Consider the following 26,097-nt stretch of genomic DNA (forward strand, 5'->3'; position numbering starts at 1 on the left):
GGAGCTGATCCCAGTGGCGACTGACGACAAGATCGTCGACTATCTCAAGCGGGTGACCGCAGACCTGAAGCGGACCCGACAGCGGGTGCAGGAACTCGAAGCTGGGGCGTCGGAGCCCATCGCGATCGTGTCGATGGCGTGCCGCTTCCCCGGCGGGATCGCCTCCCCCGAGGAGCTGTGGGAGTTCGTGCACGCGGGCGGCGACGCGATCGGCGCGTTCCCCGCCGACCGCGGTTGGCGCACCGACCACCTGCGGGGCGACTTCCGCCTGGCGGGCGGCTTCCTCACCGACCCCGGTGACTTCGACGCGGGGCTGTTCGGCATCTCGCCGCGCGAGGCCCTGGCGATGGACCCGCAGCAGCGCCTGCTGCTGGAGACCGCTTGGGAAGCCCTGGAACGGGCCGGTGTCGACCCCACCTCCAGGCGGGGCACCGAGGGCGGTGTCTTCATCGGCATGGCCGACCAGAAGTACGGCCCGCGCGACAGCGAACTCCTGGAAGAGGTCAAGGGGCTCGTCCTGACCGGGACGACGAGCAGCGTCGCCTCCGGCCGCATCTCCTACTCGCTCGGCCTGCAAGGGCCCGCGATCACCATCGACACCGCGTGTTCCTCCTCGCTGGTCGCCCTGCACCTCGCGGTCCGTGCCCTGCGTGCGGGGGAGTGCTCCTTCGCCCTGGTCGGCGCCGCCGCCGTGATGGCGGAGCCCAACCTGTTCGCGGAGATGGCCGAACAGGGCGGCATGGCGGGCGACGGCCGCTGCAAGGCGTTCGCCGCCGCCGCGGACGGCACCGGCTGGGGCGAGGGCGTCGGCATGCTCCTGCTGCAGCCGTTGTCCACGGCTCGCGAGCAGGGCCTGCCCGTCCTGGCGACGATCCGTGGCACCGCCGTCAACCAGGACGGCGCCTCCAACGGCCTGGCCGCGCCCAACGGTCCCGCCCAGCGCCGTGTCATCCGCAAGGCGCTCGCGGACGCCCAGCTCAGCGTGGGCCAGGTCGACGCGGTCGAGGCGCACGGCACCGGCACCCGGCTCGGCGACCCCATCGAGGCCCAGGCGCTGCTGGCCACCTACGGCCAGGACCGGGCCGGCGACGAGCCGTTGTGGCTCGGCTCCGTCAAGTCCAACATCGGCCACACCCAGGCCGCCGCCGGCCTCGCCGGTGTGATCAAGATGGTGGAGGCCATGCGGCACGGGGTGCTGCCGCGCACCCTGCACGTGGACGAACCGACCGCACAGGCCGACTGGCAGGCGGGCGCCGTCCGGCTGCTGACCGACGAACAGGCCTGGCCGCAGACCGGCCGGCCGCGTCGCTCCGCCGTCTCCTCCTTCGGCATCAGCGGCACCAACGCCCACGTCGTCCTCGAACACGAGACGACGACACAAGCGCCCGGCGCGGACGCCGGCGCCCCGGCCGACACCTCACCCGCCGCCCCCCTTCCGTGGATGGTGTCGGCGGCCGACGCGGACGGCCTGCGGGCCCAGGCCCGGCGCCTGCAGCGGTACGCCCAGGACAGCGGTCCGGTACGGCCCCTGGACATCGCCCACTCCCTGGCCACCGCCCGCGCCCAGCTCACCCACCGCGCCGTCGTCCTCGGCGCCGACCACGAGGAGCTGCTGGCCGCACTGGCCGCCCTCGGCGCCGGCGACGCGCACCCCCGGGTCGTCCGCGGTCGCACCGCGCCGGCCGGCCCGGTCGCCTTCCTCTTCACCGGACAGGGCTCGCAGCGCGTCGGTGTCGGACGCGAGCTGTACGACACGTTCCCGGTGTTCGCGCAGGCCTTCGACGAGGTGCGCGCCCTGCTCGACCCGCAACTGGCCTACCCCCTCGCCGACATCCTCGACGGTCGGGTCGAGGACGGCCTGCCCCTGATGCAGCAGACCGGATACGCCCTCGCCGCGGTCTTCGCCCTCGAGGTCGCGCTGTTCCGGCTCGTCGAGCACGCGGGTGTCACACCCGACTTCGTCCTCGGCCACTCCACGGGAGAACTCGCCGCCGCCCACTGTGCCGGAGTCCTCTCGCTCGAGGACGCCTGCACCCTCGTCGCCGCCCGCGGGCGGCTCGTGCAGACCCTGCGTACCGACGGCGCGATGGTCGCCCTGGAGATGTCCGAGGAGGAACTGACCGCCCTCGTCGAGGAGGCCGGGGTCGGTGACCGGGTGACCCTCGCGGCGGTCAACGGGCCGCGCGCGGTCGTGCTTTCCGGAGACGCCGAGCCCGTGGAGCGGGTACGAGCCCTCAGCGCCGAACGCGGCCACCAGACCCGCAAGCTGCCGATCAGCCACGCCGCGCACTCCGTCCACATGGAACCGATGCTGGAGCGGCTGCGCGAGGTCGCCGAAGGCCTGGAACACCACCGGCCCGGTATCCCGCTGGTCTCCAACCTGACCGGTGCGCCCTTCTCCCCGGAGGAGATGAGCTGGCCCGAGTACTGGGTCCGGCAGATCCGCGAGACGGTGCGCTTCCAGGACGGGGTCCGCTGGCTCGGGGCCCAGGGCGTCACCGCCTGCCTGGAACTGGGCCCCGGCGGCGCCCTCACCGCGATGGCCCGTGACTGCCTCCAGGACGCGGGCCGCGAGATGGCGCTGGTGCCCACCCTGCAGCACCAGCGGTCCGAACCCGGCACCTTCCTGACCGCGCTGGCGGAACTGCACGTGCACGGCGTGGGAGTGGACTGGGGCGCCATGCTGACCGCCCGCGGCGCCACCCGCCCGGCCCAGCTGCCCACGTACGCCTTCCAGCGCGAGCGCTACTGGCTGCCCGCCACCCCGGCCGCACCGCGCGCCGCCGAACCGGCCGACGAGGCCGGCCGGCTGCGGTACGGCGTCGGCTGGGCGCCGCACACGGGCTTCGACGCCGGCGCGAGGCCGCGTGCCCCCTGGCTGGTCGTCGCGCCCGAAGGGGAGGACGGCGCCCGAGTCGCCGAAGCCCTGGGCGAGTCGACGCCGCTGCTGACCTACCGCAGCGGCGAGGACGCCGCGGCCCTCGCCGAGCGGCTGCGCGCCGCCCGGCCCGGGGGCGGATCCCCCGAGGGTGTGCTCGCCCTGCCCGCACGGCCGGACACCTCGGCGCTGGAAGCCGCCGTGACACTGCGGCGCGCCATGGCCGAAGCCGGGCTGGACGCCCCGCTGTGGTCGGCCACCCGTGCCGCCGTCGGCGTCGACAGCGAGGCCGTGCCCGGTGCGGCCCAGGCCCCGCTGTGGGGGCTGGGCCGGCTGGCGCACACCGGCGGTGGCGTCGTCGACCTGCCGGCGGACCTGGACCCCCGCTCCCTGCGGCTCCTCGCGGCCGTGCTGGCCTCGCCCGGCGACGCGGACGAACTGGCCGTACGCCCCTCGGGAGTGTTCGCCAGGAAGCTGCGGCCCGCGCAGCCGCCCCGGCGCAGCCGTGAGCGGCGCCCCGCCGGAACCGTCCTGGTCACCGGTGACCTGGCCGGCGTGACGCCGCAGCTGCTGGAGACCCTCTCCGAGGGCGGCGAGCACGGCATCGTGCTGGCGCACCGCCCCGGCGCGCCGCTCCCCGAAGCCGCGGAGGACCACCCGTACACGCTCGTCGAGTGGGATCCCACCACCGGTGCGGACCCCCTGACGCCGCTCGGGGTCACCGCCGTCGTGCACCTGAGCGGCATCGACCCGGTCGGCCCGTCCACCGTCGACGACCTCGACCCGGCCGCGCTGGTCCGCGCCGTCGAAGACCGCCTGATCACGGTGACGCGCCTGGAGGAGCTGTTCCGGGACGCCGACCTGGACCACTTCGTCCTGCTGTCCACCGTCGCCGGTACCTGGGGCGGCAACGAGGACGTCGTGCACACCATCGCGCACGCCGCCCTGGAATCCCTGGCCGAGCGCCGGGTGCTCGACGGCCGGCACGCCACCTGTGTCGGCTGGGGCCCGTGGCAGACCCCCGGTGCCGATGAGGTCTCCGCCGTGCCGGGGCTGCTGCCCATGGCTCCCCGGCGGGCGCTGACGGCCCTGGGGCACGCCCTGGACGCGGACGAGGCGGTCTGCGCGATCGTCGACGTGGACTGGACCCTGTTCCATCCCGTTCTGACCGGCCGGGGCCCCCGCCCGCTGGTCTCGGACCTTCCCGCGGTCCGGGCACTGCCCACGCCCACCACCGCCGGGGCGGGCTCCGCGCCCGGCGCCGGCCGCGATCACGACCTGCTGGACCTGGTGCGGGCCCAGGCGGCGGCCGTTCTCGGCCACTCCTCCGGCGACGCCGTCGACCCGCTGCGCCCCTTCCGTGACCTGGGCTTCGAGTCCCTGGCCGCCGTGCGGTTCCGGGACGGCATCGCCGCCGAGACCGGGCTGCGGCTGTCCGCCACCCTGGTCTTCGACCACCCCACCCCCGAGGCGGTCGCCTCGTACCTGAGGGCCGAACTCTCCGGCGTGCAGCAGGAGGAGGAAGAGGTCGCGGCGGTCGCGCGCCACGACGACGACCCCGTGGTCATCGTCGGCATGGCCTGCCGCTACCCCGGGGGCGTGGCCGACCCCGAGGACCTGTGGGACCTCGTCCACTCGGGCCGCGACGGCGTCGGCGACTTCCCCGCGGACCGCGGCTGGGACCTGCCCGAGCTGCGCCGCTCCGACCTGTCCATGAAGGGCGGCTTCCTGCCCGACGCCGCGGACTTCGACGCCTCCTTCTTCGGAATGTCGCCGCGCGAGGCGCTGGCGACGGACCCCCAGCAGCGCCTGCTGCTGGAGGTCTCCTGGGAGGCCCTGGAGGGCGCCGGCATCGACCCCGCCGCCCTGCGCGGCACCCGTACCGGCGTGTTCGCCGGAGCCGCCGGCTCGGACTACGGCCAGGTGCTGGCCGGGGCCCCCGAGGCGGACGGATACCTCATGACCGGCACCGCGGCCAGCGTCGTGTCCGGCCGCATCGCCTACACCCTCGGCCTGCACGGCCCGGCGGTCACCGTCGACACCGCCTGCTCCTCCTCGCTGGTGGCCCTGCACATGGCCGTCGGCGCCCTGCACAAGGGGGAGTGCGACCTCGCCATCGCCACCGGCGTGTCGATCATCTCCACCCCGGGCGCGTTCGTGGACTTCGGCCGGCAGAGCGGCCTGGCCGCGGACGGCCGCTGCAAGGCCTTCGCCGCCGCGGCCGACGGCACCAACTGGGCCGAAGGCGTCGGTGTCCTGCTCGTCGAGCGCCTCTCCGACGCCCGCCGCAACGGACACCGCGTCCTCGCCACCGTCCGAGGCAGCGCCATCAACTCCGACGGCGCCTCCAACGGCCTCGCCGCCCCCAGCGGACCCGCCCAGCAGCGGGTGATCCGCCAGGCCCTCGCCGCGGCCGGCCTGTCCGCCGCGGACGTCGACGCCGTGGAGGCCCACGGCACCGGCACCACCCTCGGCGACCCCATCGAGGCGCAGGCCCTCCTGGCCACCTACGGCCGGGACCGTGCGGACGGCCACCCGCTCTGGCTGGGCTCGCTGAAGTCCAACATCGGGCACAGCGGAGCCGCCGCCGGCGTCGGCGGTGTGATCAAGATGGTGCAGGCGCTGCGCCGCGGCGTACTGCCGCAGACGCTGCACGTCGACGAGCCCACCCCCGAGGTGGACTGGTCGGCCGGCGCCGTGGAACTGCTCACCGAGAACCGCGACTGGCCGGACACCGGACGCCCGCGCCGGGCGGGCGTCTCGTCCTTCGGCGTCAGCGGCACCAACGCCCACGTCATCCTGGAGCAGGGACCGCAGGAAGCGGACCTCGTGACCGCCCCCGCCCCGGCGGGCTCGGGCGCCACCCCCTGGCTGCTGTCCGCCCGTACGCCGCAGGCGCTGTCCGCCCAGGCCGCGCTGCTGGCCGAGCGGCAGGCCGACCGGGAGGCGCCGGTCGGCGCCGTCGGACACGCGCTGCTCACCTCCCGCTCCGGCTTCGAGCACCGCGCCGTGGTCCTCGGCGACGGATACGAGGAGCTCGCCGCCGGACTGCGGGCGATCGCCGCCGGCGAACCCGCCGACGCCGCGGTCACCGGGGCCGTCCGCCCCGCCGGCCGCGGCCCCGTCTTCGTCTTCCCCGGACAGGGCGGACAGTGGCCGGGTATGGCCGCCGAACTCCTGGACACCGCACCGGTGTTCGCCGCCCGCTGGGACGAGTGCGAGCGCGCGCTCACCCCGTACACCGGTTTCTCCATCACCGAGACCGTCCGCTCGGGCTCCCCGCTGGAGGGGGTCGAGGTCATCCAGCCCGTGTTGTTCGCCGTGATGGTGTCGCTGGCCGAACTGTGGCGCTCCTACGGAGTGGTGCCGGCCGCCGTGGTCGGTCACTCCCAGGGCGAGATCGCCGCCGCCTGCGTGGCCGGGGCCCTGTCCCTGGACGACGCCGCGCGGGTCGTCGCCCTGCGCGCCAAGGCGCTGCGCGCCCTCGCCGGTGACGGCGGCATGGTGTCGGTCGCCGTCCCGCGCGCCGAGATCGAGCAGTGGCTGCCCCGCTGGGAGGGACGCGTGTCCCTCGCGGCCGTCAACGGGCCCTCCGCCATGGTGGTCTCCGGCGAGCCGGACGCCCTCGAGGAACTGATGGCGCACGCCCGGTCCCAGGACGTACGCGTCCGGCGCATCGACGTCGACTACGCCTCCCACTCGGCGCAGGTGGAGCGCATCGAGGACGAGATCATGGCCGCACTCGGCCCGGTCCGCCCCGCAGCCGCACCCGTCCCCTTCCTCTCCACCGTCACCGCCCGGTGGCAGGACACCACCGGCCTCGACGCCGGCTACTGGTACCGCAACCTGCGCGAGACGGTGCTGCTGGAGCCGGCCGTCACCGCGCTGGTCGAGCAGGGCCACCACGTGTTCGTGGAGGTCAGCCCGCACCCGGTGCTCGGCGGAGCGCTCGCCGAGACCGCCGAACTGGCCGGCGCCGACCCGGTGGTCACCGGCACGCTGCGCCGCGACGAGGGCGGCCTGACGCGCATGCGCACCGCCCTGGCCGCACTGTGGACCACGGGTACGTCCGTCGACTGGGCGCCCGCCTTCGAAGGCCACGGCGGCACACCGGTGGAGCTCCCCACCTACCCCTTCCAGCGCACCCGCTACTGGCCCGCGCCCCGGGCGGCCGCCCAGGACCCGCAGGACGAGCGGTTCTGGCAGGCCGTCGAGGCCCAGGACCTGCCGGCGCTCGCCGGCACCCTCGGGCTGGCCGACGCACAGCCGCTGCGCGAGCTCGTGCCCGCGCTGTCCGCCTGGCGGCAGGGTCGCAAGGAACGGGCCCTGATCGAATCCTGGCGCTACCGCATCGAGTGGAAGCAGCTGCCCGACGCCCAGGTCTCCACCCTGCCCGGCACCTGGCTCCTGGTCGTACCGGCCGGCGCCGCCGACGACCCGGTCGTCACCGACACCGTCCGCGCCCTGCGCGAGCGGGCCGGCGAACTGCTCGTCCTGGCCGTGGACGCCGGATCCGACGAGAGCGCCCTGGCCGCCGCGATCCGCGGCGTGCTCGGCGACGTGACCCCGTCCGGAGTCGTCTCCCTCACCGGCACGGACACCTCGGCGCACCCGCTGGAGGCCGTCGTGCCCGCGGGGCTGGCCCTCAGCCTCGCCCTGCTGCGCGCGCTCGGCACCACCGACATCCAGGCACCGCTGTGGTACGTGACCAACGGAGCGGTCGCCACCGCCGACGACGCCGGCCCGGCCCGCCCGGAGCAGGCCGGCCTCTGGGCCCTGGGGCGGGTCGCCGCCCTGGAGTCCCCGCACACCTGGGGCGGTGTCGTCGACCTTCCCGAGACCGTCGACGAGCGGACCGCCGACCGACTGGTGGCCGTCCTCACCGGGACCGACGGAGAGGACCAGGTCGCACTGCGCCCCTCGGGCACCTACGGCCGCAGGATCGTCCGCGCCGTCCCCACCCCCGCCGCCCCCGGCGCGGGCTGGAAGCCGCGTGGCACCGTCCTGGTGACCGGCGGCACCGGAGCCCTCGGCGGACGGGTCGCCCGCTGGCTGGCCCGCGAGGGCGCCGAGCACATCGTCCTCACCAGTCGCAGCGGCGCCCGCGCGCCCGGCGCAGACGACCTGGCCGCCGAACTGACCGCGGCCGGTACCAGGGTCACCCTGATCTCCTGTGACCTCGTGGACCCCGCCCAGGTGGCCGACATGGTCGCCCAGGTCCAGCAGGACGGCGACCGCATCGGCGCCGTGGTGCACACCGCGGGCGGCGGCGGCCTCGGACCGCTGGCCGAGGCGGGGGTCGAAGACCTCGCCGACGCGCTGGCCGCCAAGGTCACGGGCATCGCCCACCTGGAAGAGGCACTGGACCCCGGGCAACTCGACGCGGTCGTCTACTTCTCCTCCATCAGCGCCTCCTGGGGTGCCGGCGGCCACGGCGTCTACGCCGCGGCGAACGGCGTGCTCGACGCACGCGCCGAAGCGCGCCGCGCGGCCGGGGTGCCCACCCTGTCCGTCGCCTGGGCCCCGTGGGCCGGCGGCGGTATGGCCGACGACCCGGTGTTCGAGACGCTCTCCCGCAAGGGTCTGCCGCTCATCGACCCCGATCTGGCGGTCGCCGGCCTCGCGGAGCTCCTCGCCGAAGGCGAATCGTCCGTGCTGCTGGTCGACGTCGACTGGGCCCGGTTCGTACCGCAGTTCACCTTCGAACGCCGCAGCCGTCTGCTGGACGAGCTGCCCGAGGCCCGGCCCGAACCGGCCGTCGAGGAAGGCGCCCCGGGCGACGCGGGCACCCCGCTCGCCCAGCGGCTGGCCGGGCTCACCGGCCCGCAGCGCACCGCCGCCCTGCGCGACGTGGTGCGCGAGCACGCCGCCGCCGTCCTCGGCCACGACGACGCGCAGGCCGTCGACCCGGCCCGCGCGCTCAAGGAGCTCGGCTTCGACTCGCTGACCGCGGTCGAGCTGCGCAACCGGCTGAGCACCGTCACCGGGCTGAAGCTGCCCGCCACCTTGGTGTTCGACCACCCCAACGCCATCGAGCTGGCCGCCTCCCTGGCCCAGCGGATGGGCGGTGACACCGCCGCCCAGGGCGTCCCCGCCACCACCGTGGTGCGGGTCGACCAGGACGACCCGATCGCCATCGTCTCGATGGCCTGCCGCTACCCCGGCGGGATCGCCTCCGCCGAGGACCTGTGGCGGGCCGTGCGCGACGAGGCCGACCTGATCACCCCCTTCCCCACCGACCGGGGATGGCCCCTGGACCGGCTCATGGACTCCGACCCCGACACGGCCGGCGCCAGCTACGTCGACCAGGGCGGGTTCCTGCACACCGCGGCCGACTTCGACCCCGGCTTCTTCGGCATCTCGCCGCGCGAGGCACAGGCGATGGACCCGCAGCACCGGCTGCTCCTGGAATCCTCCTGGGAGGCTCTGGAGCGCGCCGGCATCGACCCGAAGTCGCTGCAGGGCAGCCGCACCGGCGTGTACGTGGGCATGACCGACCAGGCCTACGGCACCCGGCTGCGCGGTTCCACCGACGGCATGGAGGGCTTCCTCGTCAGCGCCTCGGCCAACGTCGGCTCGGGCCGGATCTCCTACTCCCTCGGTTTCGAGGGCCCCGCGCTCACCGTCGACACCGCTTGCTCCTCCTCCCTGGTCGCGCTGCACCTGGCGGCGCAGGCGCTGCGCAACGGCGAATGCGACCTCGCGCTGGCGGGCGGCGCCACCGTGATGCCCGACCCGACCTCGTTCGTCGCGTTCAGCAGGCAGCGCGGACTGGCCGCCAACGGCCGCTGCAAGCCGTTCGCCGCGGCGGCCGACGGGTTCTCCCTCGGTGAGGGCGCCGGCGTGCTCCTCGTGGAGCGGCTCTCCGACGCCCGCCGCAACGGCCACCCCGTACTGGCGGTCCTGCGCGGCTCCGCGGTCAACCAGGACGGCGCATCCAACGGCCTCACCGCGCCCAACGGACCCGCCCAGCAGCGGGTCATCCGCCAGGCGCTGGTCAACGCCGACCTTCCGTCCTCGGCGGTCGACGCGATCGAGGCCCACGGCACCGGCACCACCCTCGGTGACCCCATCGAGGCCCAGGCCCTGCTGGCCACCTACGGTCAGGACCGGCCCGCGGACCGGCCGCTCTACCTCGGCTCGGTGAAGTCCAACATCGGCCACAGCCAGGCCGCCGCCGGTGTGGCCGGCGTCATCAAGATGGTCGAGGCGATGCGGCACGGAGTGCTCCCGCGCAGCCTGCACGTGGACGCCCCCAGCCCGCACGTGGACTGGACGGCGGGAGCGGTGGAACTGCTCGCCGAGGCCCGGGACTGGCCCGAGACCGGCGAGCCGCGCCGGGCGGGCGTCTCCGCCTTCGGGATCAGCGGCACCAACGCCCACGTGATCCTGGAGCAGGCACCGGACGCCGACGCCACCACCGGGGCCGACGGCGGTCCGCGGACCACGGAGTCGGGTACGCCCGTCCCCGTCGTCATCTCCGCCCGGACCCGCGAGGCCCTCGGCGCCCAGGCCACCCGCCTGGCCGACCGGCTCGGCCGGGAACCGGCCGCCGTCACCGACCTCGCCTACTCGCTGGCCACGACCCGTACCGTCCTGGACCACGCGGCCGTCGTCGTCGCCGCCGACGCGGAGGAACTGCGCGGCGCCCTCGCCGACCCGTCCTCCGCGGCGGCCGAGGAACGCGCCGACGGCGGACTCGCCTTCCTGTTCACCGGACAGGGAGCCCAGCGCGCCGGCATGGGCCGCGAACTGTACGACGCCTTCCCCCACTTCGCCGAAGCCTTCGACGAGGTGTGCGCGGAGCTGGACCGGCACCTGCCCCGCCCGCTGCGCACGGTCGTGTTCGCGGAGCCCGGCTCGCCCGAGTCCGCGCTGCTCGACCAGACCCTCTACACCCAGACGGCCCTGTTCGCCGTCGAAACCGCCCTGTTCCGGCTGCTGACGCACTGGGGCGTACGGCCCGACGCGCTGCTCGGCCACTCCATCGGCGAACTCGTCGCCGCGCACGCGGCCGGCGTCTGGTCGACCGCCGACGCGGCCCGGGTGGTCACCGCCCGCGCCCGGCTGATGCAGGCACTGCCCGAGGGAGGGGCGATGCTGTCCGTCGCCGCCCCCGAGGACGAGGTGTCCGCACTCCTCGGCGCGTCCACGGAGCTGGCCGTCGCCGCCGTCAACGGCCCCGCCTCCGTCGTGCTCTCCGGCACCGCGACCGCCGTCACCGAGGCGGACACCCGCCTCGCCGCGGCGGGACTGCGCACCAAGCGGCTCACCGTGAGCCACGCCTTCCACTCGTCGCTCATGGAGCCGATGCTCGCCGAGTACGGGCGGGAACTGGCGCAGGTCACCTTCGGGGAACCCGCCCTGCCCGTCGTCTCCAACCTCACCGGCCTCACCTCCACCGCCGAGGAACTGCGCGACCCCGCCTACTGGGTGCGCCAGGTCCGCCACGCGGTCCGCTTCGCCGACGGGGTGCGCACGCTCCTCGACGAGGGCGTGACCACCTTCCTGGAGCTGGGCCCCGACGGCGTGCTGACCGCCATGGCCCAGGAGACGGCGGCCGCGACCGCCGCCGGCATCGCCACCCAGCGCAGGGAGCGGGACCAGGTACGGACCCTGCTCACCGCGCTCGGCCGGACGCACGTCCGCACCGGGCGGGTGGACTGGGCCGCCTTCTTCGAGGGCACGGGCGCCCGCCGGGTGGAACTGCCCACCTACGCCTTCCAGCACCGGCGCTACTGGCTCGACGCCCCGACCGGCGGAGCCGACGCGCTGGCCGGTGCCGGGCTGGCCGGAACCGGGCACCCGCTGCTCACCGCGGCCGCGCCGCTGCCCCAGACGGGCGGGTTCCTCTTCAGCGGGGCCCTGCCCCGGGGCACCGCCGCCCGGACCCTTCCCGCGGGCGAGGTCCTGGACCTGGTGCTGTGGGCGGGCGACCGGCTCGGCAACGACCGGATCGCCGGTCTCGACCTGAGCACCGCCGTCGCCCGGCCGGGCGCGCCGCTGCAGCTCGCCGTGGCCGGACCCGACGAGGACGGCAACCGCGCCTTCACCCTCCACACCGGACCCGCCGACGGCACGCGGGAACAGTGGGACCGCCTCGCGACCGGCGTGCTCGGTGGCGAAACGGCCCGGACCGAGCCCGACCCCGAGCAGTGGCCGCCGGCCGACGCCGAGCCCGACGCCCTGGACGCCGTGTGGCGCCGCGAGGGCGAACTGTTCGCCGAACTGGTGCTCACCGACGAGGAGGCGGCCGACGCCGACCGGTTCGGGCTGCACCCGGCCCTGCTGGCCGCTGTGACCGCCCTCGTCACCGAACTGGCCGGGGAACCCGTCCACTTCGACGGCGTGTCCCGGTACGCCACCGGAGCCACCGAGCTCCGCGCCCGGCTGACCCGGACCGGCACCGAGACCGTCTCCGTCCGGCTCACCGACCCCGAGGGCGAGCCCGTCCTCACCGTCGACCGCATCACCGTCAGGGAGGGCAGCGCCGCGAAGGCGACCCCGGCAGGGGCCCCGGACACGGACTCGCTCTACCGGCTCACGTGGACGCCCGCCCCGCAGGCGGACGCCGGTCAGGCCACCCCCGTCTGGGCGGTGGTGGGCGACGACCCGCACGCCCTGGCCAAGGCCCTCGCCAACACGCAGGGCGGAGAGGTGCAGAGCCACCCGGACCTCGCGGCGCTCGGCGCGGCCGCCGACCGCGGCGCGAGCCCCGACCTGGTCGTCCTCACCGTCGACACGGCCCCCGGCGACCTGCTGGAGTCCGTACGGCACACCACCCACCGCACGCTGGCCCTGGCGGCGGACGTCCTCGCGGACGCCCGGCTGACCGGAGCCCGCACCGTGTTCGTCACCAGGCAGGCGGTGGCCGCCGGCGACGCCGGACCCGTGGACCCGGCCCAGGCGGCGGCCCGCGGCCTGCTGCTCTCGGCCCAGGCCGAACACCCGGAGCGGTTCGTGCTCGCCGACCTGGGCGAGGGGGACGACGACGCCGACCTCCTCGCCGCCGCGGTGGCGCACGCGACGAACGCGGCCGAACCGCAGCTCGCGATCCGCGGCGGGGACGTGCTCGTGTCCCGGCTGACGCCCGTCACCGAACAGCGGCCGGACACCCCCGGCGCCGCGCCGGACGGCCACGGCACGGTCCTGGTCACCGGCGCGACCGGCGGCATCGGCACCGAGATCGTGCGGCACCTGGCCACCGAGCACGGCGTACGCCGGCTCCTGCTGCTCAGCAGGAAGGGTCCGCAGGACCCGCGTGCCGCCGAACTGGCGCGGGTACTGGCCGAGTCGGGCACCGAGGCGACCTTCGCCGCGTGCGACACGGCGGACCGCGAGGCCCTGGCCGCGGTACTCGCGGACGTCCCGGCGGAGCACCCCGTCACCGCGGTCGTGCACATCGCCGGAGTCGTCGACGACGGCGTCCTGACCACGCTGACGCCCGAGCGGGTGGACACCGTGCTGAGGCCCAAGGCCGACGCCGCACTCCACCTGCACGAGCTGACCACGGACCTGGGCCTGTCCCACTTCGTGCTCTTCTCCTCCGGCGTCGGCACCCTCGGCGGCGCCGGCCAGGCCAACTACGCGGCGGCCAACGCGTTCCTGGACGCGCTCGCCCACCGCCGCCGGGCGGCCGGCCTGCCGGCCACCTCGCTGGCGTGGGGCCTGTGGGAGACCACCTCCGGCATGGCGGCCGACCTGTCCGACGCGGACCGGCGCCGCATGGCGCAGGCGGGCGTCCTGGCCTTCAGCCCCGAGCAGGGTCTCGCCCTGTTCGACCGGGCCTGGGACTCCGGGACGGCCACCCTGGTGCCGATGCGCCTGGACCTGGCGGTCCTGCGGAAGAAGGCGGGTGACGGATCCCTTCCGGCTCCGTTCCGCGCCCTCGTGCGGACCCCGCTGCGCCGGGCCTCCGCGGGCGCGGCCGCCGCACCCGCGCAGACCCTCGCCCAGCAGCTCGCCGGGCAGTCGGAGAGCGGCCGCCGGAGCATGCTGATGGAGCTGATCCAGCGGCAGGTCGCGAGCGTCCTCGACTACGGGTCCGACGTGGCGCTGGACCCCAGGCGTCCCTTCCGGGAGCTCGGGTTCGACTCCCTGACCGCCGTGGAACTGCGCAACGGGCTGATCGCGGCCACCGGCGTCCAGCTCTCGGCCGCGCTGGTCTTCGACTACCCGACCGCGAACGCGCTCGCCGAGCACCTCCAGAACAAGATCCTGCGGTCCGTCGCCGGGGCCCCGCTGCCGGTACTGACCCAGCTCGACCACCTCGAGGCCGCCCTCGCGGCCTCCTCCCCGGACAACGCCACTCGCGAACAGGTGGCCACCCGGCTGCGCGGCCTGGCCGCCGCCTGGAACGACCGCGAGGACGACACGTCCGAGGCAGACATCAGCAGCAAGCTCGATTCCGCGACGGATGAAGAGCTCTTCGACTTCATCAACGCGGAATTCGGAAAGGACTGAGCCGGATGAACAACGAGCAGCAGCTCCGTGACTACCTCAAGAGGGTCAGCTCGGAATTGCACCGCACCCGGCAGCGGCTGGCCGACGCCGAGGCACGCGGCAGCGAGCCCATCGCGATCGTGGGAATGGCTTGCCGCTACCCCGGCGGGGTCGGTTCTCCCGACGACCTGTGGCGGCTGGTGAGCGAGGAGACCGACGCGATCGGCCCGTTCCCCACGGACCGCGGCTGGGACCTGGACGGCCTCTACCACCCCGACCCGGACCACCCGGGCACCTGCCACGTCCGCGAGGGCGGCTTCGTCCAGGACATCGCCGGCTTCGATGCCGCCTTCTTCGGGATCTCCCCGCGCGAGGCCCAGGCGATGGACCCCCAGCAGCGGCTGCTGCTGGAGACGTCCTGGGAGGCACTGGAGCGGGCCGGCCTCGACATCCACGCGCTGCGCGGCAGCCGTACGGGCGTCTTCGCCGGACTCAACCAGCAGGACTACGGCACCCTGCTGGCCGCCTCCCCGGACGGAATGGACACCTACGGTTCCACCGGCACCTCCAACAGCGTGCTGTCCGGCCGCATTTCGTACGTGCTGGGCCTGGAGGGCCCGGCGGTCACCGTGGACACCGCCTGCTCCTCCTCGCTGGTCACCCTGCACCTCGCCGCGCAGGCGCTGCGCAACGGCGAGTGCGACCTCGCCCTGGCCGGCGGTGCCACGACGCTCTCCACCTCCGCGGTCCACATCGCCCTGTCCCAGCAGCGGGCGCTGGCTCCCGACGGCCGCTCCAAGGCCTTCTCGGCGGCGGCCGACGGCGCCGGCTGGAGCGAGGGCGTCGGCGTTCTCGCGGTGGAGCGGCTCTCCGACGCCCTGCGCAACGGACACCCGGTCCTCGCGCTGCTGCGCGGCTCCGCCGTCAACCAGGACGGCGCCTCCAACGGCCTGACCGCCCCGCACGGCCCCTCGCAGCAGCGGGTCATCCGCCAGGCGCTGGCCGACGCCGGCGTGTCGCCCGCCGAGGTGGACGTCGTCGAGGCGCACGGCACCGGCACCAGCCTCGGCGACCCGATCGAGGCGGACGCACTGCTGTCCACCTACGGTCAGGCCAGGACCGCCGACCGGCCGCTGTGGCTGGGCTCGCTGAAGTCGAACATCGGTCACAGCGGCGCCGCCGCGGGCGTCGGCGGCGTCATCAAGATGGTGCAGGCGCTGCGGCACGGCCTGCTGCCCAAGACCCTCCACGTGGACGCGCCCACACCGAACGTCGACTGGTCCGCGGGCGCCGTCGAGCTCCTCACCGAGGCGCGACCGTGGCCCGTGTCCGACGCCCCGCGCCGGGCAGCCGTCTCGTCCTTCGGCATCAGCGGCACCAACGCGCACGTCATCCTCGAACAGGCCCCCGAGCCGACGGCCGAAGCCGGCGCCGAGGACGACACGGCACCCACCGGCGCCCTGCCGCTGCTGCCGTGGGTGCTCTCCGCCCGCGGCGATGCCGCCCTGCGCGAGCAGGCCCGCACCCTGCGCGCACACCTGCTGGACCACCCGGAGCTCTCCGACGCCGACGTCGCGTACTCGCTGGCCGCCACCCGCACCGGCCTGGAGCACCGCGCCGCGGTCCTGGCCGCCGACCGGGACGGCCTCCTGAAGGCCCTGGACGCGCTCGCCGAGGACCGGCCCGCCGAGGGGGTCCTGCACGGCTCCCCGGTCGAGGGCAAGACCGTGTTCGTCTTCCCCGGCCAGGGATCCCAATGGGTCGGCATGGGTCGCGAACTCCTCGACACCGCACCCGTGTTCGCCGAGAAGGCCGCCGAGTGCGCCGAGGCCGTCGAGGAGTTCGTGGACTGGAAGGTCCTCGACGTCCTGCGCGGCGAGCCCGACGCGGCCTCCCTGGACCGCATCGAGGTCGTCCAGCCGGTGCTCTTCACCGTCATGGTCTCGCTCGCGGCGCTGTGGCGCTCCTACGGCGTCGAACCCGACGCCGTGGTCGGCAGCTCGCAGGGCGAGATCGCCGCCGCGCACGTCGCCGGAGCCCTGTCCCTCCCGGACGCGGCCCGGCTGATCGCCCTGCGGAGCCGGCTGCTGGCCGAGACCCTGGTCGGCAAGGGCGCGGTGGCGTCGGTGGCCCTGTCCGTCGACGAGGTGAACGCCCGGCTGGCCCGCTGGGACGGCAGGCTGTCCGTCTCCGGTGTCAACGGCCCCCGCATGGTCGCCGTCGCCGGCGACGACGCCGCCCTGACCGCGTTCGTCGACGAGTGCGCCGCCGAGCGGATCCGCGCGAGGATCGTCCCGGCCACCGTGCCGACGCACTGCGCGCTGGTCGACCCGCTGCGCGAGCGCCTGCTCGAACTGCTGGCCTTCGTCCGCCCGCGCACCGGCGACGTTCCCCTCTACTCGACGGTCACCGGCGGCCTGCTGGACACCGCGGCCATGGACGCGGAGTACTGGTACGCGAACACCCGCGAGCCGGTGCTCTTCGAACCCGTCGTCCGTACCCTCCTCGCCGAGGGCCACCGTGCCTTCGTCGAGTCCAGCGCCCACCCGGTGCTGGCCCTGGGCATCGAGCAGATCGTCGACGCCTCCGGCACCGCCGGCGTGACCGTGGAGACCCTGCGCCGCGACCAGGGCGGGCTCGGCCGGATGCTGACCTCGCTCGCGGCCGCCCACCTCGGCGGCGTCCACGTGGACTGGCGGGCCGTGTTCGCCACGACCGGCGCCCGGAGCGTGGAACTGCCCACCTACGCCTTCCAGCGCACCCGCTACTGGACCGAGGTCACCGACCCCACCGGCGACGTCGGCTCCGTCGGCCTCTCGCCGGTCAAGCACCCGCTGCTCGGCGCCCTCGTGCGGATGGCCGACGGTGACGGCGCCGTACTGACCGGACGGCTGTCGCTGCGCGCACAGCCCTGGCTCGCCGGACACGGCGTCTCCGACCGGGTGATCTTCCCCGGCACCGGTTTCGTGGAGCTGGCCGTGCTCGCCGGCGACCAGGTCGGCTGCGGCCGGGTCGAGGAACTGACCCTGCACACGCCGCTCGTGGTGCCCTCCTCGGGCGCGATGGTGGTCCAGGCCCACGTCGAGTCCGCCGACGAGAGCGGCGCCCGCGTCGTCAGCGTGTACTCCCGCCCCGAGGACGCGCTGGCCGACGTCGTCTGGACCCGCCACGCCTCAGGCCTGCTCGCCGCGGAGACCGGCACCCCCGCCGGGGCCGACGCCCTGACCGGCAGCTGGCCGCCCGAAGGAGCCCAGCCCGTCGACATCACCGGCATGTACGACCGCATGGCCGAGGCCGGCTACCAGTACGGCCCCGAGTTCCGCGGCCTGAGCCAGGTCTGGCACCTCGACGGCGAGGTCTACGCCGAGGTCGCCCTGCCCACCGACCAGCGTGCCCAGGCCGAACGGTTCGGCCTCCACCCGGCCCTCTTCGACGCGGCCCTGCACGCCATGTTCACCTGGGACGGCAACGACGGCGGGGGGGTCGGCATGCCGTTCTCCTGGAGCGGCGTCCAGCTCCACGCGACCGGCTGCTCGCGGCTGCGCGTACGCCTCGCCCGGCGCGGCGAGGACCAGTTCACCCTGCTCCTCGCGGACGAGACCGGAGAGCCCGTCGCCTCCGTCGACTCCCTCGTCGTACGCCGGATGACCGAAGCCGCCCTGCGTTCCGTCCGCTCCGACGTGCTGTACCAGCTCGACTGGAGGAATGTCCGTACCGAGGAGCCGGCGCCCCGGTGCGTCGTCCTCGGCGCGGACCCGCTGGGGATCGCCGGCGCGCTGCCCGGCACGCCGGTCCTCGCCGGGATCCAGGAGCTCCTCGCGCACGTCGCCGACGACGGCCCGGACACCGTGCTGTGGCCGGTCCGCGGCGACGGCGGCCACGAGGACGTCGGCACACCGGTCGTGGAGGCGCTCGCCCTCCTGCAGGCCTGGATCGCCGACGAACGACTCGACGGCACCCGCCTCGTCGTCGTGACCGCCGGCGCCGTGGCCGCCACGGCCGACGAGGGCGTGGACGACCTCGCCGCCGCCGGTGTCTGGGGGCTGGTGCGCTCGGCGCAGAACGAACACCCCGGACGCTTCGGCATCGTCGACCTCGACACGGCCGCGGAGTCCCGTGCTCGGCTCGGGGCGGCTCTCGCCACCCGCGAGGAGCAGCTCGCCGTGCGTGACGGTGCGATACGTACCCCCAGCCTGTCCCGCTGGGACCCGGGCACGAGCGTCCTGCCCCCGACCGGCGTGCCGGCGTGGCGCATCGAGAGCACGAGGCCGGGCACCATCGAGGGCCTGGAAGCCGTCCCGTACCCGCAGGCGCTCGAACCGCTCGGGCCGCGACAGGTGCGCATCGAGGTACGGGCCGCCGGCATCAACTTCAAGGACGTGGTGGTCGCCCTCGACCTGGTTCCGGGCCTGTCCGGACTGGGCGGCGAAGTGGCCGGCGTGATCACCGCCACGGGCGCCGACGTCACCCACCACCAGGTGGGCGACCGGGTGTTCGGCCTGTCCACCGAGGTGTTCGGCCCCGTGACCGTCGCCGACGAGCGCACCGTGCACCGGATGCCCGCGCGCTTCTCCTTCGAAGAGGCCGCCTCCGTCGCCGTCACCTACATGACCGCCTACTACGGGCTCGTCGACCTCGGCGGGCTCACGGCCGGGCAGTCCGTCCTGATCCACGCCGCCGCCGGCGGCGTCGGCAGCGCCGCGATCCAGCTGGCCCGGCACCTCGGCGCCGAGGTCTACGCCACGGCGAGCCCCGGCAAGTGGCAGACCCTGCGCGACCAGGGCCTGGACACCGCCCACCTCGCCAACTCCCGCACCCTCGACTTCGAGCAGTGGTTCATGGAGTCCACCGAGGGCCGCGGCATGGACGTGGTCCTGGACTGCCTGGCCGGCGAGTTCGTGGACGCGGGCCTGCGGCTGCTGCCGCGCGGCGGCCGCTTCCTGGAGATGGGCAAAACCGACAAGCGCGACCCCGCACAGGTCGCCGCGGCCTACCCGGGCGTCGCCTACCAGGCCTACGACCTGCCCGAGGCCGGGCTCGACCGCATCCACGAGATGCTGGAGACCCTCGTCGGGCTGTTCGAGAGCGGCACCCTGCTCCCCCCGAAGATCAACCTCTGGGACATCCGCAACATCCGGACCGCCTTCCGGGCCCTGAGCCAGGCCACCCTCGTCGGCAAGGCCGTCCTCACCATTCCCGGTGCGCCCTGGCCCACCGAGGGCACCGTCCTGATCACCGGCGGCACCGGCACGCTCGGCGGGCTGCTCGCCCGGCACCTGGTCACCGAGCACGGTGTGACCAGCCTGCTGCTCACCAGCCGGCGCGGCTCGGACGCCCCCGGCGCCCGGGAACTCGCCGAGGAACTGACCGCCGCCGGCGCCCAGGTGACCCTCGCCGCCTGCGACGTCGCCGACCGGGACGAACTCGCCGCGCTGCTCGCCGGCATCCCCGCGGACCGCCCGCTGGCCGCCGTCCTGCACACCGCCGCCGCCCTGGACGACGGCCTCGTCCAATCCCTGACCCCCGAGCGGACCGCCGCCGTGCTGCGGCCCAAGGTGACCGGAGCGCTCAACCTCCACGAGCTGACCCGGGACCTCGACCTCCGCGCCTTCGTACTGTTCTCCTCGATGGCGGGCACCATGGGCGCCCCCGGACAGGGCAACTACGCCGCCGCCAACGTGATCCTCGACGCGCTCGCCGCCCACCGGAAGGCCCAGGGCCTGCCGGGACTCTCCCTCGCCTGGGGCTTCTGGCAGCAGCGCAGCGAGATGTCCGGCCACCTCGACGAGCGCGACATGGAACGCATGAGCCGCGGCGGCGTCGTTCCCATGACCTCCGAGGAGGGCCTGGCGGTCTTCGACATCGCCTGCCGCACCGACCGGGCCCAGCTGGCACCCATCAAGCTGAACCCGGCCGCGCTCGCCGGAACCACCGGCCGGGTGGTGCCCATCATGCGGGCCCTGGTGCCCACCCCCGCCCGCCGGGCCGGCCGCCGCTCCGCGGAGACCGAAGGCGGATCGCTGCGCGAGCGGCTGGTCCCGCTCACCGGGACCGAGCGCACGAGGACCCTCCTCCAGCTGGTCCGGTCGCACGTCGCGACCGTCCTGGGCCACGCCGACGCGGACACCGTCGGCTCGACCACGCAGTTCCGCGAGCTCGGCTTCGACTCGCTGACCGCCGTCGAGTTCCGCAACCGGCTGACCAACGTCGTCGGCTTCCGACTCCCCGTCACCGTGGTCTTCGACCACCCGACGCCCGCCGAACTCGCCGACTACATCGCCGGGGAACTCCTCGGCGACCTGGAGGAGGCCCCGGCCCCCGCCACCGCCGCACCCCGCACCCCGGCCGCGGCCCGCACCGACGACGAACCGCTCGTGATCGTCGGCATGGCCTGCCGCTACCCCGGCGGAGTCGCCTCACCCGACCAGCTGTGGGACCTCGTCCGCGACGAGCGGGACGCCATCGCCGGCTTCCCGGCCGACCGCGGCTGGACCACCGAGGCGCCCGCCGACGGCTCCGTGCCCCAGCAGGGCGGATTCCTGGAGCGCGTCGCGGAGTTCGACGCCGCCCTCTTCGGGATCTCCCCGCGTGAGGCGCTGACCATGGACCCGCAGCAGCGCCTGCTGCTGGAGACGTCCTGGGAGGCACTGGAGCGTGCCGGGATCGCCCCCGACACGCTGCGCGGCAGCCGTACCGGTGTCTTCGTCGGCGCGGCCTCCTCCGGCTACACCAGCCTCTTCCCGCGCGGCTCGCAGGCGCTGGCCGGATACGGCGTGACCGGCACCGCCACCAGCGTGGTCTCCGGCCGGGTGTCCTACGTCCTGGGGCTGGAGGGCCCGGCGATCACCGTCGACACCGCCTGCTCCTCCTCCCTGGTCGCCCTGCACACCGCCGCGCAGTCGCTGCGCGACGGCGACTGCGACCTGGCCCTGGCCGGTGGCGTCGCCGTGATGACCAGCCCCTTCCTCTTCGACGACTTCGCCAAGCAGGGCGGACTGTCACCCGACGGCCGCTGCAAGGCCTTCGCCGACGGGGCCGACGGCACCGGCTGGGCCGAAGGCGTCGGCATGGTCCTCGTGGAGCGGCTCTCCGACGCACGCCGCAACGGCCACCCGGTCCTCGCGGTGCTGCGCGGCTCCGCCGTCAACCAGGACGGCGCCTCCAACGGCCTGACCGCCCCCAGCGGCCCCTCCCAGCAGCGGGTCATCCGGCTCGCCCTGGAGCGCGCCGGGCTCACCGCCGCGGACGTCGACGCGGTCGAGGCGCACGGCACCGGCACCACCCTGGGCGACCCGATCGAGGCGCAGGCCATCCTCGCCACCTACGGGCGGGAACGCACCGGCGACCAGCCGCTGCTGCTCGGCTCGCTGAAGTCCAACATCGGGCACAGCCAGGCCGCCTCCGGCATCGGCGGCATCATCAAGACGGTGCAGGCGCTGCGCCACGGCGTGCTGCCCAGGACCCTCCACGTCGACGAGCCGAGCACGAACGTCGACTGGACCACGGGCGCCGTGGAGCTGCTGACCGAGGCCCGCCCGTGGCCGGAGACCGGCCGCCCCCGCCGGGCCGGCGTCTCCTCCTTCGGCGTCAGCGGCACCAACGCGCACGTCATCCTCGAACAGGCCGTCGAGCCCGAGAGCGCCGCGCCGACCGCACCGCTCCCGGTCACCCCGCTGCTGCTGTCGGCGCACGACGAGGACGCCCTGCGCGCCCAGGCCGACCGACTGGTCGGCTGGCTCCGGGACCGGCACGAGGTACCCGCCACCGACGTCGCCCACTCCCTGGCGACCCGGCGCGCCGGCCTGGAGTTCCGGGCGGCCGTCGTGAGCGACGACCACGAGGAGGCCGTGTCCGCGCTCGCCGCGTTCGCGGCGGGCGACACCCCGCGGGCGCTGCTGCGCGGCACGGCGGGCGAAGGCGCCCTCGCCGTCCTCTTCCCGGGCCAGGGCTCCCAGCGGCCGGGCATGGGACAGGAGCTGTACGCCGCCTTCCCCGCGTTCGCCCGCGCCTTCGACGAGGTCTGCGCGCACGTCGACCCGCTGCTCGGCAGGCCCCTGCGCGAGAGCGTGTTCAGCGGCGGCCGGGACGAACTCGACCGGACCGCGGTCACCCAACCCGCGCTCTTCGCCCTCGAAGTGGCCCTGTTCCGGCTGCTGGAGTCCTGGGGCGTGGTCCCCGACTACCTCCTCGGCCACTCCGTCGGCGAGATCAGCGCCGCCCACGTGGCGGGCGTCCTGAACCTCGCGGACGCGTCCCGGCTCGTCACCGCCCGGGGCCGCCTCATGCAGGCGCTCCCCGCCGGCGGCGCGATGCTCGCGGTACAGGCGCAGGAGCACGAGGCCGCCGCGGCCGTCACCGCGGTCCTGGGCGACCGGGCGCACACCGTGGACATCGCCGCCGTCAACGGCCCCCGCTCGGTGGTGCTCTCCGGCACCGCCGAAGGCATCAAGGCGCTCACCGCGCACTTCGCCGAGGCGGGCCGCAGGATCCGCGCCCTCGGCGTCAGCCACGCCTTCCACTCCTCGCTCATGGAGCCGATGCTCGACGAGTTCGCCGAGCTGGTCGACGGGCTGACCTTCGCCCCGCCGAGGATCCCCGTCGTGTCCAACCTCACCGGAGCCGTCCTCGGCGCCGACGAGATCGCCGACCCCCGCTACTGGGTGCGGCACGCCCGGCACACCGTCCGTTTCGCCGACGGCATCGCCGCCCTCGCCGACGCGGGCGTCACCGGGCTCCTGGAGCTCGGGCCGGACGCCACCCTCACCACGATGGCGGAGGACTGCCCCGGCCTCCCCGAGGAGGGAGTGCGCACCTCGCTGCTGCGCCGCGACCGGCCCGAGCCGCAGGCGCTCCTGACGGCACTGGCCGCGGCCCACGTGCACGGCGTCACCGTCGACTGGAACGCCGTCTTCGAGGGGACCGGCGCCCGCGCCGCGGACCTGCCGACCTACGCCTTCCAGCGGACGGCCTACTGGCCCTCCGAGTCCGGCACCGAACGCGGCGACGTGTCCTCGGCCGGCCTGGAGAGCGTCGGGCACCCGCTGCTCGGCGCCATGGTCAGCCAGGCCTCCGGCGGGGACGTCCTGTTCACGGGAGAGATCTCCCTGACCGCCCAGCCCTGGCTGGCCGACCACCGGATCCTGGACGCCGCCCTGTTCCCCGGCACCGGCTTCCTCGAACTCGCCCTCTGGGCGGGCGAGCGGCTCGACGCCGGCCACGTCGAGGAACTCGTCGTGCACAGTCCGCTGATCCTGCCCGACCTCGGCGCCGTCACCGTGCAGGTCGCCGTCGGCGGGGCCACCGACACGGGACACCGTCCCGTCACCGTCTACTCCCGTCCCTCCGCCGGCACGGCATGGACCAAGCACGCGGAAGGACAGCTCACCGCGGCCGCACAGGCCCGGGAAGCGGAACGACTGGCCGTCTGGCCGCCCGAGGGGGCCCAGCCGCTCGACCTGACCGGCTTCTACCCCGCCTTGGCCGCCTCGGGGACCTCCTACGGCCCCGTCTTCCAGGGTCTGACCGCTGCCTGGCGGCTGGACGGCGACGTCTACGCCGAGGTCACCCTGCCCCCGCAGGCGACCGACGACGCCCAGGCGTTCGGGGCGCACCCCGCACTCCTGGACGCGGCCCTGCACACCCTCGCGTTCCTGCCCTCCGCGCAGGACTCCGACGGCCCCTACCTGCCGTTCTCCTGGCGCGAGGTGTCCGCCCACCACCAGGGGACCGGCAGCTGCCGGGTCAGGCTCACGGCGGGTGACGGCACCGACGAGGTGGCGGCGAGCCTGTGGACCGGCGACGGCAGCCCGCTGGCGACCGTCGGCGGACTCAGCCTCCGTACGGTCTCCCGCGGCCAGCTGGGCACCGCCGCCACGTCCTCCCTCTACCGGGCGGACTGGACCGCCGCCCCGGCCGCGGAGCCGATCGGCGCTCCGGCCCTGCACTGGGCCGTGGTGGGAGAGGAGTCCGCCGACGCCGACCACTACCGGGACCTCGATGCCCTGCGGCAGGCCCTCGCCGACGGCGCTCCGGTACCGGACAACGTCCTGATCACCTGCGCCTCCCCGGCCGCGGATCCGGACGCCGCAGCGGCCCGCACCGCCGTCCACACGGCGCTCGACCTCGTCCGCACCTGGACCGAGGAGGAGCTGTTCGACAAGTCCACCCTGGTGCTGTGCACCCGGGGCGCGGTCGAGGCGCGGCCGGGTGAAGGAGTCCGCGACCTGGCCCACAGCCCGGTGTGGGGCCTGGCGCGCAGCGCCCAGCTGGAGCACCCCGGCCGGCTGTTCCTGGTCGACCTCGACGCCGACAGCAGCCTCCCGGACCTCGTCCAGGCGCAGGCCCTGACCGGCGTCGACACCACCGAGGCGGCGCAGTTCGCGGTCCGCGACGGTGCGGTCCTCGTCCCGCGGGTGGTCCGCCACACCGTGGACGCCGCGCTCCACGCCGAGCGGTGGCCGGCCGACGGCACCACCCTGATCACCGGTGCCACCGGCATGATCGGCTCACTGCTGGCCAGGCACCTCGTCCGCGAGCACGGCGTCCGCCACCTCGTGCTCACCTCCCGCAGCGGCCTCGCCGCGCCGGGAGCGGCCGACCTCCAGCGCGAACTGGCGCAGGAAGGCGCCGACGTACGGGTGGTCGCCTGCGACGCCGCCGACCGCGACGCCCTGGCGACCGTGCTCGGCACGATCCCGGCGAGCGCACCCCTGGTAGGGGTGGTGCACGCGGCCGGAGTCGTGGACGACGGCCTGCTCGGCTCGCTCACCGGCGACCAGGTGGACCGGGTCCTGACCCCGAAGGTCGACGCCGCGGTGAACCTGCACGACCTCACCGCCTCCTTCGACCTGCGTGGCTTCGCGGTCTGCTCCTCCCTCGCGGGCGCGCTCGGCGGTGGCGGACAGGCCGCCTACGCCGCGGCCAACGCCTACCTCGACGCCCTGTGCCGGCAGCGGCGGGCCGACGGCCTGCCCGCGCTCGCACTGGCCTGGGGCCCCTGGGAGAGCAGCGGCGGCATGACCGCCCAGCTCGAAGAGGCCGACCTGCGGCGCATCGCCCGCGCGGGCATGACCCCGCTCACCGCGGCCGAGGGTATGGAACTGTTCGACGCGGCGCGCGCCGCGGCGCAACCGGTCCTGCTGCCGTTCCACTTCGAGCCCGCCGCCCTCTCGTCGGCCGACCGCGCCGCCCTGCCGGAGGCGCTGCGGGCCCTGGTCCCGCAGCCCCGCCGCCACACCGGGGTACCCGCGGCCGGACCCTCGGCGCTGCGCGAACGCCTCGGGCGACTCGCCCAGGACGACCGCGTCGCCGCCCTGGAGACCCTCGTACGCAGCGAGGTGGCCTCCGTCGTCGCCCTGCCCTCGGCGGAGGCGGTGCCGGTCACCAAGGCGTTCAAGAGCCTCGGGTTCGACTCCCTCATGGCGGTCGACCTCCGCAACCGGCTCACGGTGATCACCGGCGTACGGCTCTCCGCGACGCTCGTCTTCGACCACCCCAACACGAGGGCGCTCGCCGCACACCTGCTGGCCGGCCTGGACCTCGAGGCCGTCACCGAGGCCGACCCGGCCCTGCTCGCCCTGAAGGGCCTGGAGAGCGCCGTCCGCGGCCTGCGGCCCGGGGACGGCGACAGGGGAGCCATGGCGACCCGCCTGCGGGTCCTCCTGGCGACGCTGGAGGAGAGCGCCACGGACGAGGGGGAGGACGGCGAGATCGACCTCGACTCGGTGAGCGCCGCGGAGCTCGTCTCCCTGCTCGACGACGAGTTCGGCCTCTCGTGA

2 protein-coding genes are annotated in these 26,097 nt (G+C 75.1%); both read left to right on the forward strand.

The window, feature by feature from the left end; translation table 11 throughout:
• The first annotated feature begins 13 nt into the window (after positions 1-13).
• A complete protein-coding gene (locus tag BCL76_RS36085; protein WP_375138008.1) occupies positions 14-14,341 on the forward strand; it encodes a type I polyketide synthase in 14,328 nt (4,775 codons plus the stop codon).
• Positions 14,338-26,097: an SDR family NAD(P)-dependent oxidoreductase gene (locus BCL76_RS36090; RefSeq protein WP_441350759.1), complete on the forward strand. Its 11,760-nt coding sequence runs from the start codon at positions 14,338-14,340 to the stop codon at positions 26,095-26,097. Before BCL76_RS36085 ends, BCL76_RS36090 begins: the two co-directional genes overlap by 4 nt.

Source organism: Streptomyces sp. CG 926, from assembly GCF_003148825.1.
Taxonomy (GTDB): Bacteria; Actinomycetota; Actinomycetes; order Streptomycetales; family Streptomycetaceae; genus Streptomyces.